The sequence below is a fragment of the Peptacetobacter sp. AB845 genome, from assembly GCF_047528295.1.
Classification (GTDB): Bacteria; Bacillota; Clostridia; order Peptostreptococcales; family Peptostreptococcaceae; genus Peptacetobacter.
Window position 1 is genome coordinate 2,118,960 of record NZ_CP180001.1, and the last position, 16,744, is coordinate 2,135,703.

Sequence of the window (16,744 nt, forward strand, 5' to 3'; positions counted from 1 at the left end):
AAGTATAAACTTTTATTTACTTATCAATCTTGTACTATCCTACTAGCATGAAGATTAGATGTGCAGATATACCTGCGCAAAGACCACCGATTGTATGTGATAATATCGCTTTACTTGCTAATGGTCTAGCATCTAGTGCATCCATCATACCTATATGAGTACTTAAGTATCCTGACCAGCACATACCCATTGCTGTGAATACTGCTATATCGTTAGGTGTTACAACACCAGTTTTTATAAATTCTGGAACTAGTGACATTGCTGCACCAACTGCTCCTAATGAAGTTATAGGGAATGCTATAGCTTCTGCTGATTTAAATCCAAATAGAGGTTCTATTATGAATTTGATTTTTTCACCTATTAATGGTAATAACCGTATACCTTCATAAGCTGCACCTGTGTAAGTACCATCAGCTGATGGTCCGAATGTTAACATCATAACACCTGTACAAACTATTAATACCCCTGGTATTATAGCTAAACCTAAATCAACACCAAGTTTACCACCTTCAAGCATTGCGTCTAATACTCTCTGGAATAAGTTACCTTCTCTTATTTCTCTGAATTCACCTTCATCATCTGAAGCTTCTCCAACTCTGTCATTTGCATGTTCACCATAATATTTTTTAGTCTGTATTAACATAAGTCTAACAGATATTATAGATCCTATTATAGCTCCTAAGTTACCTATTAATGCTGGTAACATATATTCGTCACCCTGTGCCATCATGAATGTAGTAACTATAAGACCCATACCAAATGCTGTACCTAAGTTACAAAGAGCTGGTGTCTGATATTTTTTGAAGTACTGAGTGAATGATTTATCTTTTGCGAAAGATATTATAGCTGGGTTATCTGATAGATAAGTAGCTACTGCTCCAGTTATACTTGCTCCAGGTAAACCATAAACTGGTTTCATTATTGGTGCGAATATCTTGTTTATTAATGATATAACACCGAATTCTGATAATAATGCACTTAGAGCTCCTGCTAAAACTGCTAGTGCCATTATTAAGAATACTGTCTGTAGTAATAAGTCATGAGCTGTTGCCATCATTGTTTTGAACATTAGCCCAACTCCCATTACTCTACCAATTCCACCAAATACGATTAGTAGAACTGCTAAGAATACAAATGTTTCAGTGCTGACTGCTTTTACTCTTTTTTTGCCTTCTGCTGCTTCCATTTTGTCTCTTCCTTTCTGATAATCCATATAAATTTTTATTTATTTCTTAAATATATTATACTTTCATTTTGTATATTTTGCAACAGAAATTGTTTAACTTTTATCATTGTAAAATTCTGTCTTTTTAGACAACTGCAAGTTTTTAACTCGTAACATACAACTTCATGCATTTTTCATATATACATAAAATCCTTGAATTGCCTACAACAAGCGACTTTTTACATTGTTTCAAGTTGTTACTTTTTTGTATATTTTTTAAGATTTTGGTGCCTTATCATGCATTTTTCGCTTTTTATCTATAAAAAAAATATATTAATCTTTTTTTCATTTTTTAACATCAGAAAATGTTTTCTCATATTCATTCACTATATTTATTTCATATTTTTACTATTTTAATCTTTAATATAGCTTTTATTCACTATTTTATAAGATATTTTTAAACATATTTTACTATTTTCTGTTATATGTTTTTCTTATAATTTATAATTAAACACTAACAACTACACCAACAACTTATTTTAAGAGCATATTTCTCATTATTTAACTTTTTATTAATACTTTTTCAAGTACAAAAAAATAATTTGAATAATTTTTTCTCAATTATTCACAAAAAAATAAAAAATAACGAAACTTGCAAAGTTTCGTTATTTTTTTAAACCCCTATTTAACACAATCTATAAATAATGTGATATTTTTTTTACAATTTTAATTTATGATATAAAACTATACTTTATAATATAAAACTTGTTATTAATCTTATAATGATTTAGCTACATATTTTACTAAATCTACTATTCTTGCTGAATATCCCCATTCATTATCATACCAAGAAAGTATTTTAAACATTTTATCTCCCATAGATAATGTAGATAATCCATCTACTATAGAAGATCTTTCATCACCTTTATAGTCTACAGATACTAGTGGCTCTTCACTGTATCCTAATATGCCCTTCATAGAGCCTTCAGAAGCTTCTTTAAATGCTGCATTTATTTCTTCTACTGTAGCTGGTTTTTTAAGCTCACAAACTAAATCTACAAGTGATACTGTTGGAGTGGGCACTCTAAGTGCGAATCCGTTTAATTTACCTTCTAACTGTGGTAAAACTTTAGATACAGCTTTAGCTGCTCCTGTTGTAGTAGGTATTATAGATTCTCCAGCTGCTCTTGCTCTTCTTAAGTCTTTGTGAGATTTATCTAATATTCTCTGGTCATTTGTGTAAGCATGTACAGTTGTCATTAATCCTTTTTCTATACCAAATTTGTCATCAAGAACTTTAGCAAATGGTGCTAAGCAGTTAGTAGTACATGATGCATTAGATATTATGTGATGATTTGCTGGGTCGTAATCTTCTTCATTAACACCCATAACTATTGTAACATCTTCATTTTTACCAGGTGCAGTTATTATTACTTTTTTAGCTCCAGCTTTTATATGTTTAGATGCTTTTTCTCTATCTCTAAATATACCAGTTGATTCTACTACTATATCAACTCCTAATTCCCCCCAAGGTATATCTTCTGGATCATTGCATCTAAATATTTTTATTTCCTTACCATTTACATTCATAACGTTTTCCCCAGCTACAGAAGCTTCCCCATTAAACTTACCGTAGCATGAATCGTATTTAAATAAATGAACTAATGTTTCTGTGTTTGCTCTAGCATTTAATGCTACTACTTCTATATCGTCCCCAAATTCAGTCTGAGCTAATCTTAAAACAGCTCTCCCTATTCTTCCAAATCCATTTAAACCTACTTTAATTGACATTTATACGTCCTCCCTATATACAATAAAAGTTTTTAATTTAATATGTTGAATTATTATGTCTTATTACATTAATTAGTATACACTATTTATCCTATTTATTCAATATTTTTTAATGTTAATTTATTATTTATGTCCTATTGTTTTATTTATTGTATATTAATGTACATTTTTGCTTTATAAAAGGCATTATTACATATATTTTTACAAAAAATACCACACTTTTTATAGAAATACTCAATAATTTTTTAATATTTTTAATTTAGAAACAAAAAAAGAGATTTTATTTTATAATAAAACCTCTTTTGTATTATAATTCATATATATTTAATCTATTAAACTATATCCGTTTAATTTGTTTTAGTAGCTTAATTACTCGTACTTTAAACAGCATGCACTCCCGCTGGTACTTTTGTTTTTTCAACTTCAACTCTATTAGTTCTACCTAATCCATATATAAAGTCGATAGTTTTACCACTTATTAGAACAGCTACTATAGAGTACACTAGCTTAACTGCTGGTATATAACTTACTGAAAGTAAAAGTACTACACCGTCTGTTATTAAGTATACTGTACTTAATTTTAAAGATGTTACTTTTGAAATTATCATTGCTAAGGCATCATCGCCTCCTGAAGCACAACCCACTCTCATCATAATTCCGCAGCCTATACCTACTGATAAACCTCCTAAAACAGCAGATGTAAACATACCCATCTGTGGAACTAACGGCCCAACAGTTTCAAATATGTCGTATAAAACTGAGAATCCTACAGATGCGCCTACTGAGTATACAAAGAATTTTTTACCAAACATTTTAAATCCCATTATTAGTAAAGCTATATCAAGGATTGCTCCTGCTATAGAAACATCAAATCCAAATATGTTTTTTAATAGTAAAATTATTCCTAATACTCCTCCTTCTGTAATACTGTTTAAATAATAGAAGTTGTAAACTCCAAATGCTAATATTGTCGATCCTATTAGTATTAAAGATATGTCCTTTAAAGATCGCCTGTCGTACATAATATCCCTTCCTTTTCTTTTTGTTACCACAATTATAAACAATAAAAAAAGTAAAGTAAAGCTTAATTTTTCGAATTAAAATTTTAGAGCTACTTGTTAAATTTCAAGCAGCTCTTTTTCGATTTTTTTATTTATTTTTTTAATACCTTAGCAAAAATATAGTGATTTCAATATATGCAACGTTTTCAATCTTTCATTTTGTTTTTATTAATTATGTATTTTCTTAGTATTAATAAACGAAGAGTTTTTATTAATTTTTTTTCAGTTTAGAAATACTAACCAATCGCTATTTTTTGTATTTTGTTTAGTTATACTGACTTTTATCTTTATATTAACTTAAGTTATTTTTATAAAAAATACCCTAAAACACCTTCAAAGCATTGAAATTACTTACTCAGAGGCTATTTCTAATCTTCTCTTCCGTCTTCTGTATAGCCTTGCATTTATTTCGTATCCTATAACAATCACCCAACTACTGAAATACAGCCATGTAAGTAGTACTATTATCTCCCGGAAGCTTCCATATATGGCACTATAGTTAGAAAAGTTATTAGTATAGTATGAATATAAATAAGACATAAGGAACCATCCAAAAGTTGCAAAGATTGCTCCAGGTGCTACTCTTTTTGAAGATAGATTTATATTAGGTGTATACTTATATAATAAAGTAAACACTATTATTGTTGTAATTGTACCAACAGCATATCTGGTTATGTTCCAGAGGTTAAAGAACACCTTATCAAATCCCAAATAGCCAAATATTACAATACCTATCTTTTCACCATAAACCAGTAATATCATAGATGTAAATATAAGTACTAAAAGCATAAGAGTAAATATCATAGATATCATCATTACTTTTAAGAAAGATCTCGTTTCTGGTGAATAAAATGCTGTATTCATGCCCTTTATAAGAGCCTTTACTGCTCTAGAAAATGTCCACATTGTCAAACCAAAGCTGACTATCATGTAATGTGTGTTTCTCTTTTCTACAGCAGATTTTATAACCAAGTCAACAAATCCGATAGCTTTAACAGGCACAACCTGCTCTATCATATCGACATATTTTGTAATCTGCAGAATAGGAACATAGGCTACTATAGATACTGTAAACATTAAAAATGGAAATATCGACATCGTAAGGAAAAATGCAACCTCAGCAGCCTTTGAACTCAGTCTACTGTAATTTATTTTTCCAAACAGATGATTTATTTTCTTTCTATCTAACATAGATGCTCTCTCCATTCAGTTTTAAACTAAATTTGTAATAAATATACATCTACTTCACAGATTCCCGTATATTTAAAACAACTTTTTTTATTTTTTCTAATTTTTCTGTTGCTTTTTCTTCTGTACAATCAGAAACAGCAAAATAGAATTTTAATTTAGGCTCTGTTCCAGAAGGTCTTATCGCAAGCCAATCGCCATCTTCGAATATATATTTCAGTACATTAGCTTTTGGATATTCCTCTACACCCTTTGCAAAATCTAGTTTTTCTTTTATATCTAATCCTTCTATTGTGTTTTCATATCTAAATTTATTTATTATTCTCTGTATTTTTTCTAAGCCATCTTTGCCCTTAAGAGTCATAGATACATTTTCTTCAATGTAGTATCCATATTTTTTATATGTATTTTGTAGGGCTTCGTATAAGCTTATTCCATTCTTATTATAGTATGCAGCCATTTCCGCTATTAAAAGAGATGTCGATACCCCATCCTTATCTCTAACATGTGTTCCTGGCAAATATCCATAACTTTCTTCATATCCAAATATGTATTCTTTATCAACACCTTCTTCAAAGGATTTTATCTTATCACCTATAAATTTAAATCCTGTTAATACGTTTATTACCTCAACACCGTTTTTTCTAGCTATATCAGCACCAAATTCAGAAGTAACTATTGATTTTATTATTGCAGAATTATCCTTTAAAATCCCCTTCTCTTTTCTAGACTCTATAACGTACTGCACTAATAAACCACCAATCTGATTTCCAGTAAGCAGTTTATAATCTCCGTTTACATCTTTTACAGCAACTCCTACTCTATCACAGTCTGGATCTGTTGCAATTAGTAAATCAGCTCCCCTTTTTCTAGCAAGCTCTATTCCTCTATTAAGTGCCTTTTTTTCTTCAGGATTTGGGTATTCTATACCAGCAAAATCTGGATCTGGTTTTTCTTCCTCAGGAACTATCTCAACATTTTCAAATCCAACTTCATTTAAAACTGCTTTTACAACCCTAGAACCTGTTCCACAAAGAGGCGTGTATATTATTTTAAAATCTTTTCCTACCTCATCGATAACATCCTGTCTTACAGTCATATTTTTTATAGTTTCTATAAAATCTCTATCCTGTTTATCCGTTAATATTTCAATCAAATTAGATTTTTCATCTGTATATTCAGGAATAATGTTATAATCTTCAACAGAATTTACTTCTTCTGTTATCATATCGGCATATTTAGGCATAAACTGAGCGCCATCTTCTCCATATACCTTGTATCCATTATATTCAGATGGATTGTGGCTAGCTGTAATAACAACTCCTGCTGCACAATTTAGACTTCTAACAGCAAAAGATAACTCTGGTGTTGTTCTTAAATCTTCAAATATATATGCTTTTATATCACATGCTGCAAGTGTTTTAGCTGTTTCTAGACAGAATTCTCTAGATTTGTGTCTATTATCATGAGCAATTACAACGCCTCTTTTAGCTGCATTTTCTACATTTTTTAGAATATATCTAGCTAATCCAAATGTAGCCCTTCTAACAGTATATATATTCATTCTATTTGTCCCAGCTGCTATAATACCTCTTAGTCCCGCTGTTCCAAATTCTAAATCTTTATAAAATCTATCCTCTATTTCTTTTTCATCATCTTTTATATTTATAAGTTCGGCCTTTGTAAAATCATCAAAGTATTTATTTCCCAGCCAATTCTCATAAACTTCATTATACTTCATAATCGCCTCCAAAATAAATTTCTATTTTATACCCATTATTTCTCTAAAGTCCATTATACCTGTCGTTACTTCACTTCTATCAAAATCTGCTTCTTTTAACTCATCATCAGATTTTTCCATAACCATAGTATAAAACTCTATAGCTATATACTGTAAATTTTCTGTAGGGTTATTTTCTGCCCTATCAAAAAGAAACTCCTCAGCTTCATTTATTTTATTTTCAAAAACCAATCTTTTTAAAGTTATAAGGAAAATCTCCTCATCTGGATTATATACAACATCCATATCTACATAATCACTATACTTTTTACCAAGCAACATTTTTGCTATCTGTTTTTTTATAGTATTTATAACTTCATCTATTATCGGCATTTTTATCACCTCATTTTTCTATTATAAAAGATAAAGTTGACTACATAACGCAATCAACTTTTTTCTTCTTTTTATTATATTGTAACTTTTATCTGTTCCTTAGTCTATATATTTTTTAATTTTGACTAGTACAGCTAATTTTATAATACTTATTCTTTAAGTTATTGAGACATTTTAGTCAACTGATTTTAAAGATTCAACCATTTCAACCTTCTTTAATTTTTTGTTCATTACTAAGTTTACTATTACACCCATAACTATAGTAAGAATAAATGATGCTACATAACTAAGTGGGTTTATAAGTCGTCCAAACATCATATTTTCCACCTCGACTGTTACCATTATAAACTGGTGTAAAATAGTACCTAATCCAAGTCCTACAAATGCTCCAATCAGTGTTAATATAACATTTTCTCTATAAATATAAGCTGAAACCTCTTTATCGTAGAATCCTAATACTTTTATAGTAGCTATTTCTCTTATTCTTTCTGAAATATTTACATTACTTAAATTGTAAAGTACTACAAAAGCCAATGACCCCGCAGATACTATCATAAGAAGAACTACATAATTTAATGATTTTATAGTATCTGAGAATCCATCTTTGATTCCTGTTGTAAATACAGTTCCATTAGCACAAGTATTATCTATTATTTTACTTGCCATTTTTTCTTCTACGCCTACTGTTATGCTATCGTCTAATATACCGTATATTCTATTACTTTCTGCTCTTCTATTGAATAATTTTTCGTAATAGTCATTAGTCATATAGATATAATGATTTACATAATTTTCAGTTATTCCAGAAATAACCGCCTCTGCACTTACATCATTTTCGTTTAATATTTTTACTTTATCTCCTACTTTTGCACCTATATTTCTAGCTGCTTTTTCTGAGATAACAATTCCATTATCACCTAAATTAATAGGCTCATGAGTTTTTCTATCTCTTAAATTCATAAATTCTTTAAATGTATTTTTATTTTCTGGAATTACAACTGTAACTTCCTTTTCTTTATTATTTATCATTACTTTTGCATTCTGATTATTGAACATAGCTATTTCCTTAACGCCCTTTTCAGCAGAAACAAATGATTTTAGCTTGTTTATTTCTTCTGTTTTTTCATCAGAATTATAGCTTACAGTCATACTGTATTTGTTTAATTCTCCAAACTGTACATCGACTATCATCTGTATTGAATCTCTTATTCCAAATCCTGTAAGTAAAAGAGATGTACATCCTGATATACCTAAAACTGTCATCAAGAATCTCTTCTTATATCTGAATATATTTCTAAGAGTTACTTTCCAAATAAATCCTATCTTATTCCAGATAAATCCAAATCTTTCTAATAAAATTCTCTTACCATTTTTAGGTGCTTTAGGTCTCATTAATATAGCTGGTGCCTCTATTAATTCTTTTCTACAAGCTGCAAATGCTGTAAACGATGTTACAAATATAGATGCAGCAATAGATAAAACTGTTATAAATAAGTTTGTTCTTAGCTCAACTTTAGGCACTGTGTACATAATTGCATAGGCATTATATATTATTGTAGGGAATGCAGTATATCCAACTATCAATCCTATTACCGATCCTATTGCACTAGCAGACATAGCATAAACTATGTACTTCTTGGCAATCATTCCAGGAGTATATCCTAATGCCTTTAATGTACCAATGTTTATTCTCTGCTCATCTACCATTCTTGTCATAGTTGTAAGAGCCACAAGAGCTGCAACTAGTACAAAGAATACTGGGAATATCCCCGCCAATGCATCTATACTATCCGCACAACCTGCATATTCAGCAGAAGAATACTGTTTATCTCTATTTAAAACATACCATTCTGGCTTTTCAATTTTCTTTATTTCATCTTCAGCTTCTTTTAAATCCTTTTCAGCTTTTTTAAATTCATCTTTTGCCTCATTTTTTGCTTTTTCTAGGTCTTTTTCACTATCTTTTAATTTCTTTTCATTTTTAACTATTTCATTTTCAGCCTTTTTAAATTCTTTTTCGGCCTTTTCTTCCATAGTATATAGTTTAGACCTTTCAGTTTTTATTTTTCTCTGATTTCTATCTAATTCTGATTTTGTCCGAGCTAATTTTTTTTCTGCAGAACTTAACTGATTTTTTATACTCTGAATCTGAGCATATCCAGCATTATATTGAGACTCTAATGCAGATAAATTTTCTTTATACTTTGAAATGTTCCGTTTTAAACTAGCTTTTTCATCTTCTGATAATTCTGGATTACTCAACTGACTTTCTAATCCAGAAATACTTGATTTCAATGAATTTATATTGCTTTTTAATGGTTCTAGTTTATTCTCAGCAGCATTTATTTGTGAGTTTGCCTGCTGTTTTTTTGATTCAAAATCTCTTTTCGCAACTTCGTATTGTTTTCTTCCTTTTTTTAATGTAGCTTCTGCATTGTCTAATTGTTTAAATCCATCTTTTATCTGTTTTCTAACTTTTATTTTATTATCTTTTAATTCTTCTTTTCCGTCTTTTATCTTTTGTTTACCATCTTTTAATTCTTTTTCAGCCTTTTTTATTTTATCTTCTGTTTCTTTTTTCTTATTATTATATTCTTTTTTAGCATCATTTAATTCATCTGTTGCTTCTCCAACAACTTCATCATATCTATGCTCAATTCTTTCATCTGTTATATCATCAATTTGATCCTCTGCTTTTTTGACAGTATCTTTATAATCTTGATAGAATGATGTTTTTTCCTTTGCTCCCTTCGCTGTTATATACATTTCTGTATATGCTTCTGTTTTGAAGTCCTTTTGAGGAATCATCATCACTCCATCGACACTACCAGAACCTATTGATGAGTTTCCAAATTCATAAGATAGATAATAAGGTGTATCTACCAAACCAACTATCTTGTAGCTATCTGTTTTTAAATCATCACTTAACTTTTCGTCAGTTCCAGATTCTATTTTTAAAGTTTTTCCTATTTTTAAGTTAAGATGGTCGTATTTCGGCTTTAATACAACACATTCACCAGAGTTTTTAGGTAATCTACCTTTTATAAGTTTTACTCTATTTACATAGTCTTTATTGTTATCTGATAAATCATCTGTTGGCAATGCATGTACTTTTAATACTCTATCCTGATCTTTTACATTTGTTATAACATCCATAGAATATGTCGGAAACACACCTTCTACATTATCCAAATTTTTTATAGCTTTTACATCATCATCAGTTAATCCTAATGTAGATATAATTTCTACATCCATAAAATTATACTTATCATAATAATCATCAACTGTATTTCTCATTACCATTGGGGATACCTTTATCCCAGAGAAGAATGCAACACCTAAAGCTACTATCAGCATTATTGAAAAATATCTTCCCTTAGATTTTAAAATATCTCTTAGCGTATCTTTATTAAGTGCCTTTTTCATTACCATTCAATCCTTTCTATTGGAACAGGATTTTCATTTGTAGTAATACTTTCAATCATTCCATTTTTAACTTTTATTACTTTATCCCCCATAGGAGTTATCGCCGAGTTGTGAGTAATAATAATAACTGTCATCCCCATTTCTCTGCAAGTTCTCTGTAATAGTTTCAATATTGCTTTACCTGTGTTATAGTCTAGAGCTCCAGTAGGTTCATCGCAAAGTAGTAGCTTAGGATTTTTTGCAAGTGCTCTAGCTATTGCAACCCTCTGCTGCTCTCCACCTGATAATTGTGCTGGAAAGTTTGCTTTTCTATCTTCAAGCCCAACTTCTTTCATTATTTCGTCTATATCAAGAGGATTTTTACATATTTGAGTAGCAAGTTCAACATTTTCTTTAGCTGTAAGATTCTGTACTAAATTATAAAACTGAAAAACAAAGCCAATGTCATATCTTCTGTATGTTATTAAATCTCTATCATTGTAATTATCTATTCTTTTACCATCTACAATAATTTGACCCGATGTAGCTGTGTCCATACCACCTAAAATATTTAAAATTGTACTTTTACCAGCTCCACTTGCTCCAACAATTATAACGCATTCCCCTTTATCAACAGAGAAATTTACACCATTTAGAGCTGCAATCTCAACTTCACCCATTTTATATATTTTTTTAACGTCTTTAAATTCTATATATTTACTCATAATTAATACCTCTTTTATAAAATTTACCTTTAAAATAATTATATCATAAAGCAAATATAAATAATACAACGTTACTTTACAAAAAAATAGAAGGAATTACACATTGATTCTGTAATTCCTTCTATTAATAAACTTTATATAAACTATTTATATTTTAGGCTTCTCCTATTTCATCAAGAGCCATTAATTTAACAATACCTTTTCTTAATACGAATAACATTAAAGCGAATACTATTAATACTATTGATATTGTTGCGAATATCTGAATATATCCCATACTTTCAGTAAGACCTGCTATTTTACCAGATATTAAGTTTGCAAAGCAGTTGCTTAAATACCAAGCACCCATTGCAAGTGATCCGTATCTTACAGGAGCTAATTTATTAAACATAGCCATACCTATTGGAGATATACAAAGTTCTCCAACTGTAAGTGCTATATAAGCTATTAATACGAATACTATATTCATTTTAGCACTTCCATCAAATACACCATTAAGAGTTTTTAATCCTACTATTAATAGTATAAATGCAGATGCTGTTAATATCATACCTAAAGCCATTTTTGTAGGTATAGAAAGGTCTCCTTGTTTTCTATTTCCTAATTTTATCCAAAGTTTTGCCATTATAGGACCGAATACTACACAAAGGATAGAGTTGTATGCTACAAACCAAGGAACAGGTATTGTAAATCCACCAACTGTTCTATTAACTAAGTCCTTCATAAGTATAGAGAATGACATCTGAGTTTGGAACCATGCAGCCCAGAATAAAACAACAAATACAAATAATATAGCCATAGCAAATATTCTGTTTTTTTCTAATTTTGTTAATGGCTGATGAGCTAATTTTTCTGATTTTTTCTCTTTAGCTTTTTTTCTTCTATCATTTACAGGATATTTTCCAACATCTCCTAATAATTTAGGAGAACCGAATAAAACTATTAATCCTACAATTCCTATTACAACCGCATTTATAAGGAATATATATCTATATCCATAAGATAATATCTGTCCTGATGCTGATATTTCAGCACACCATTTATCAGTTATAAGACCCGCCATTATTGGACCAAAGAATGCACCTATATTTATAGCACTATAGAATAACGCATAAGCCGCATCTTTTCTTGTTAAGTCGTCTTTATCATATAACGAACCTACTAGCTGACTTATCTGACTTTTAAAGAATGCACTTGATATAACAAGTATTGAAAAACATCCCCATAAATTAGGTACAGATGGTTTAACAACGAATAAGGCAATATCACCTATTGCATTTACAAAACATGCTAATATTAAAGACTTTTGAATACCTAAATAATTATCTGTTATCCAACCACCAACTATTGAACTTAAATAACAAATAGAACTGTATATAGCTATCATAGATGATGCCTTAGCAACACTAAGACCAAGCCCATTTTGTGATACATCCGCAGTTAAAAATAGTATGAATATAGATCCAAATGCGTATCCACAATATCCCTGCAATGTCATTGCTGTATTTACTAACCACAATCCTTTTGGATGTTTCTGTTTTCCTGCATTTTCCATATTAACCCCTCACATTTTCCAAATTTTCTTTTTATTTCGATTACAAAAACCCTATTTGATGATTAAGCAAAACTCTTCTTAAAATTTATTCAATTGTATTTCATAATTATGCATAATTTTCATTAAATACTGAAAAGAAAATGTTTTCTTTCATCGTTATAATAATATCATTCTTGTGAAACTATGTCTATATTTTTATTTGTTTTATTTAATATTTTTTTATTATAAATCTACTCTATTCCAACATTTTAATTATGTTCTAAGTTAAAATGCTGATATTTTTTCTAATATTTTAAATTTTTTCGAAAATTATCATTTAAAAATTAATTTAATATCATTAAAAAAATATAAACTTCTTTTATTTTTTAAGAAAATTTTTCCTATAATTTTTTGTTATTATTTCAAAATATACTTTTAAAAATATTAATTATTATTAAAATTTTCTATATACAAATAATTAAATATAGTATAAAAAAACAAAAAACTGGTGCAACAAATTAGTTACACCAGTTTCTTTATATAATATTTATCAATCTTATTTGAAATATCTGTTTAATAATCCTAAGAATGCTTTACCATGTCTAGCTTCATCTTTACACATTTCATGAACTGTATCATGTATAGCATCTAATCCTAATTCTTTAGCTCTCTTAGCTAATTTTAATTTACCATCAGTTGCTCCGTATTCAGCGTCAACTCTTAATTCTAAGTTTTTCTTAGTTGAAGTTTCAACTACTTCTCCTAATAATTCAGCGAATTTAGCAGCGTGTTCTGCTTCTTCGAAAGCTATTCTTTTGTAAGCTTCTGCTACTTCTGGATATCCTTCTCTATCAGCCTGTCTTGACATTGCTAAGTACATACCAACTTCTGTACATTCACCAGTGAAGTTAGCTCTTAATCCTTCAACAACTTCTTCATCTACACCTTTAGCAACACCTATTCTATGTTCGTCAGCCCATACTCTTTCTCCGCCCATTTCTTCGAATTTTTCTGGACCTACTTTACAAACTGGACATTCTGCTGGTGCAGTTTCTCCTTCATGTATATATCCGCATACTGTACAAACCCATTTTTTCATAATCTTAATCCTCCATAATCTTTACTTTTTAATCATTATATTCAAATTCTTTTTAAAGAGTTTTGTCTTATCTCTTATGGTATTTATATACCCTGCGATAAATAGCTTAAACACATTTTTTTAAAATTTTTTCATTTTTTTCAAATATTTTTTTATTGAAGATTTTCTCTATTAATCGTATTTTTAAATTAGTCTTTATATTGGATTATATTACTTAATTATATTCCGTTTTTATGAGTTTTATAAATTTATATCTGTATATCGGATATTTTCTCTAAATACTTACTACTAAAGATTTTTTATAACCCTACTTATTAGCTTAGAAAAATTAACTTTTACTCTTTCAGTTGTCTCTATTACTTCCTTATGATTTAGCTTAGTTTCTGATATTCCAGCTGCCATATTTGTTATGCAAGAAACACCTATTACTTTCATTCCACAATGAGCCGCTGCTATAACTTCTGGAACTGTAGACATTCCAACAGCATCCCCACCTAATACTTGAACCATTCTTATTTCAGCAGGTGTTTCATAGTTTGGTCCTGAGAAGAATGTATAAACACCCTCTCTTACTTCTATTCCCTCTTCTTTTGCAGATTTTTTTACTAAGTCTCTATATTCTTTATTGTATGCATCTGACATGTCAGGGAATCTAGGACCTATTCTATCGTCATTTTTGCCTATAAGTGGATTTGAGCCACTTAGATTTATATGATCTTTTATAATCATTAAATCACCTGCATTAAAATCTTTATTTGCCCCTCCAGCTGCATTTGTTACAATAAGAGTCTTTGCACCTAACATCTTCATAACTCTTACAGGCATTGTTGTAAGAGACTGAGAGTATCCTTCGTAATAATGAAATCTTCCCTGCATAGCAACAACATTTTTTCCTTCTAACTCACCTATAATAAGCTCTCCTGCGTGTCCTACAACAGTAGATACAGGAAAATTAGGTATATCACTGTATTTTATTTTTACTGTATTTTCTATTTTTTCAGCCATAGCTCCAAGCCCTGATCCGAGTATAAGAGCTATCTCTGGTTTTATATCAGTTATATTTTGTATATATTCAGTAGCCTCTATAATTTTTTCGTACATAATTATTCACACCTTTCTAAGTTCAGTATTCTGTTTAACATATAATATCATTACAATAGTATATTTTCAACATAGATAAAGTTAATTTAATTTATTAAATTAAAAAGCAGCCTCGTATATAAAATACTCAGCTGCCTTTAGGGATTATGTAACTTTGACTTAATGTTACCAGTTACCAAGTTAAAAATCATCCTGTCATTCTATTTTAAATCTTTTTGTGTTTTAAGTCAACTATTTTATCACATATTTAACATTTTATGATAAATATATTTTTTATACTATTTATTTAAAAGTTTTACTAATACAAATTCAACATACTTTTTCAATAATATTATTAGAAAAAATATGTTATTATATAATTATTAATAGGAAATGGAGGAACAAATTTGATAAATATTTACATAGACGATTCAGGAAGTCGCAGCCTTAAAGATTTGGATCAGCCTGTATATCTTTTAACTGCTGTTTGTATAGATAACAGATATTTTGGAGATGTTAGTGAAAAAATCAGAGTTATAACAGATAGATTTAAATTTAAAATAGAAAATACACTGCAATCATCTTTTGATAATAATACATATACTTCTAATAGGGCTAATAAAATGTCAAAACTTTTAACTGATTTAGTCATCAGCGAAAACTTTGAACTGCACTGTTCAGAAATTATAAGAGGGGATATTCCTTATATAATTCTTGATAAAGACGATAGAATAAACACTATCAAAAGAACTTTAAGAATTGTAGAAAATTATAATCTCCCTATATTCACTGTATACTGTGATAAACAGGAATTTTTAAGTAGACATGGAAAAGGAAGTGAGTCCGAAGAGCTTTTAAATAGAAAAATGACAGAAGAACTCTTAGATATGATTTCTTATTATCTTGAAAAAAACAACGAGCAGGCATGTATAATAGCAGATGAAGGAAATTATACTGTTTCAAATTATATGATTCCATATCTTCGTGAAAATCCATGTTCTAGAATTAGCTCTGAGATTATGCAGAAGAAAAGCTATGATAGTGTAAATATCCAGCTTGCAGATGTGTGTGCATATACAACTAACATGAAACTTATGCATAATATTAAGAAGGATAATTACAAACATAAGAAGATTGCTGAAGAATTATTTACTGTTATAGAAAATAATAATACATTAAATAAACTATTTTAATGGTTGCTAATTTATATAGTGATTTGAATTTAGAAAAGAAGAAACTTTAAATTATAACAAAAATCGAAACTATTAGTCTCAATTGCAGAAAAAAAGTGAAACCCGTCACCTCGTGTTTCACTCCTCTTATAATCTCTTATAAATGATTTCTCAGAATATCACCCGTCATCTCGTGCGACATCCCAATCTATCTTTAATTAAATAATAACATATCTTTTACATTTTTTCAAATCGATTTAATAAACTTTAAATACATTTAACTACTTTTTAATTTCTTTTTTATACTTATATGTTATATATTTTTACTTTTTAAAATCATAATAAGATTAACCTTTTATTCAATCATATTTTAATAGTTTACAATAATTTTTTATAATCATCTCGTTAAAA

At 29.1% G+C, this 16,744-nt stretch carries 12 protein-coding genes; 1 reads left to right on the forward strand and 11 read right to left on the reverse strand.

The genetic code is table 11. The annotated features are described in order from the left end of the window. Positions 1-34: 34 nt before the first annotated feature. From ACK2WO_RS10050 to ACK2WO_RS10100, 11 genes are all read right to left on the reverse strand, one after another. Positions 35-1,186, reverse strand: coding sequence for a hypothetical protein (locus tag ACK2WO_RS10050; protein ID WP_414697735.1), 1,152 nt, complete (start codon positions 1,184-1,186; stop codon positions 35-37). Between the two features lie 756 nt (positions 1,187-1,942). Beyond that, positions 1,943-2,956 carry a type I glyceraldehyde-3-phosphate dehydrogenase gene (gap, locus tag ACK2WO_RS10055; protein WP_414697736.1) on the reverse strand — a complete coding sequence of 338 codons (1,014 nt, stop codon included), beginning with the start codon at positions 2,954-2,956 and terminating at the stop codon, positions 1,943-1,945. A gap of 380 nt (positions 2,957-3,336) precedes the next feature. Further along, positions 3,337-3,978 (reverse strand): YitT family protein, encoded by a 642-nt coding sequence (locus tag ACK2WO_RS10060; RefSeq protein ID WP_414697737.1) that lies wholly within the window; start codon positions 3,976-3,978, stop codon positions 3,337-3,339. A 390-nt stretch (positions 3,979-4,368) separates the two neighbouring features. Then, positions 4,369-5,208 (reverse strand): YihY/virulence factor BrkB family protein, encoded by an 840-nt coding sequence (locus ACK2WO_RS10065; RefSeq protein ID WP_414697738.1) that lies wholly within the window; start codon positions 5,206-5,208, stop codon positions 4,369-4,371. A gap of 49 nt (positions 5,209-5,257) precedes the next feature. Beyond that, positions 5,258-6,946 (reverse strand): phospho-sugar mutase, encoded by a 1,689-nt coding sequence (locus ACK2WO_RS10070; RefSeq protein WP_414697739.1) that lies wholly within the window; start codon positions 6,944-6,946, stop codon positions 5,258-5,260. A gap of 21 nt (positions 6,947-6,967) precedes the next feature. Continuing rightward, positions 6,968-7,318 carry a DUF6483 family protein gene (locus ACK2WO_RS10075; RefSeq protein WP_414697740.1) on the reverse strand — a complete coding sequence of 117 codons (351 nt, stop codon included), beginning with the start codon at positions 7,316-7,318 and terminating at the stop codon, positions 6,968-6,970. A 174-nt stretch (positions 7,319-7,492) separates the two neighbouring features. Next, positions 7,493-10,744: an FtsX-like permease family protein gene (locus tag ACK2WO_RS10080; RefSeq protein WP_414697741.1), complete on the reverse strand. Its 3,252-nt coding sequence runs from the start codon at positions 10,742-10,744 to the stop codon at positions 7,493-7,495. Further along, the gene (locus ACK2WO_RS10085; RefSeq protein WP_414697742.1) at positions 10,744-11,448 is read right to left on the reverse strand and encodes an ABC transporter ATP-binding protein; all 705 of its coding nucleotides are present in this window, start codon (positions 11,446-11,448) and stop codon (positions 10,744-10,746) included. The genes ACK2WO_RS10080 and ACK2WO_RS10085 overlap by 1 nt, the downstream gene beginning before the upstream one ends. 154 nt (positions 11,449-11,602) lie before the next feature. Then, entirely contained in the window at positions 11,603-13,003 is a 1,401-nt protein-coding gene (locus ACK2WO_RS10090) for a peptide MFS transporter (protein WP_329999495.1), read from the reverse strand. 535 nt (positions 13,004-13,538) lie between these two features. After that, positions 13,539-14,081 (reverse strand): NADH peroxidase, encoded by a 543-nt coding sequence (locus tag ACK2WO_RS10095; protein WP_118548410.1) that lies wholly within the window; start codon positions 14,079-14,081, stop codon positions 13,539-13,541. Between the two features lie 288 nt (positions 14,082-14,369). Further along, a complete protein-coding gene (locus tag ACK2WO_RS10100) occupies positions 14,370-15,182 on the reverse strand; it encodes a purine-nucleoside phosphorylase (protein ID WP_414697743.1) in 813 nt (270 codons plus the stop codon). Positions 15,183-15,568: 386 nt separating this feature from the next. Between ACK2WO_RS10100 and ACK2WO_RS10105 the strand changes: the two genes are divergently transcribed. After that, positions 15,569-16,354, forward strand: a complete 786-nt coding sequence (locus tag ACK2WO_RS10105) for a DUF3800 domain-containing protein (protein WP_414697744.1) — start codon at positions 15,569-15,571, stop codon at positions 16,352-16,354. Positions 16,355-16,744: the final 390 nt, after the last annotated feature.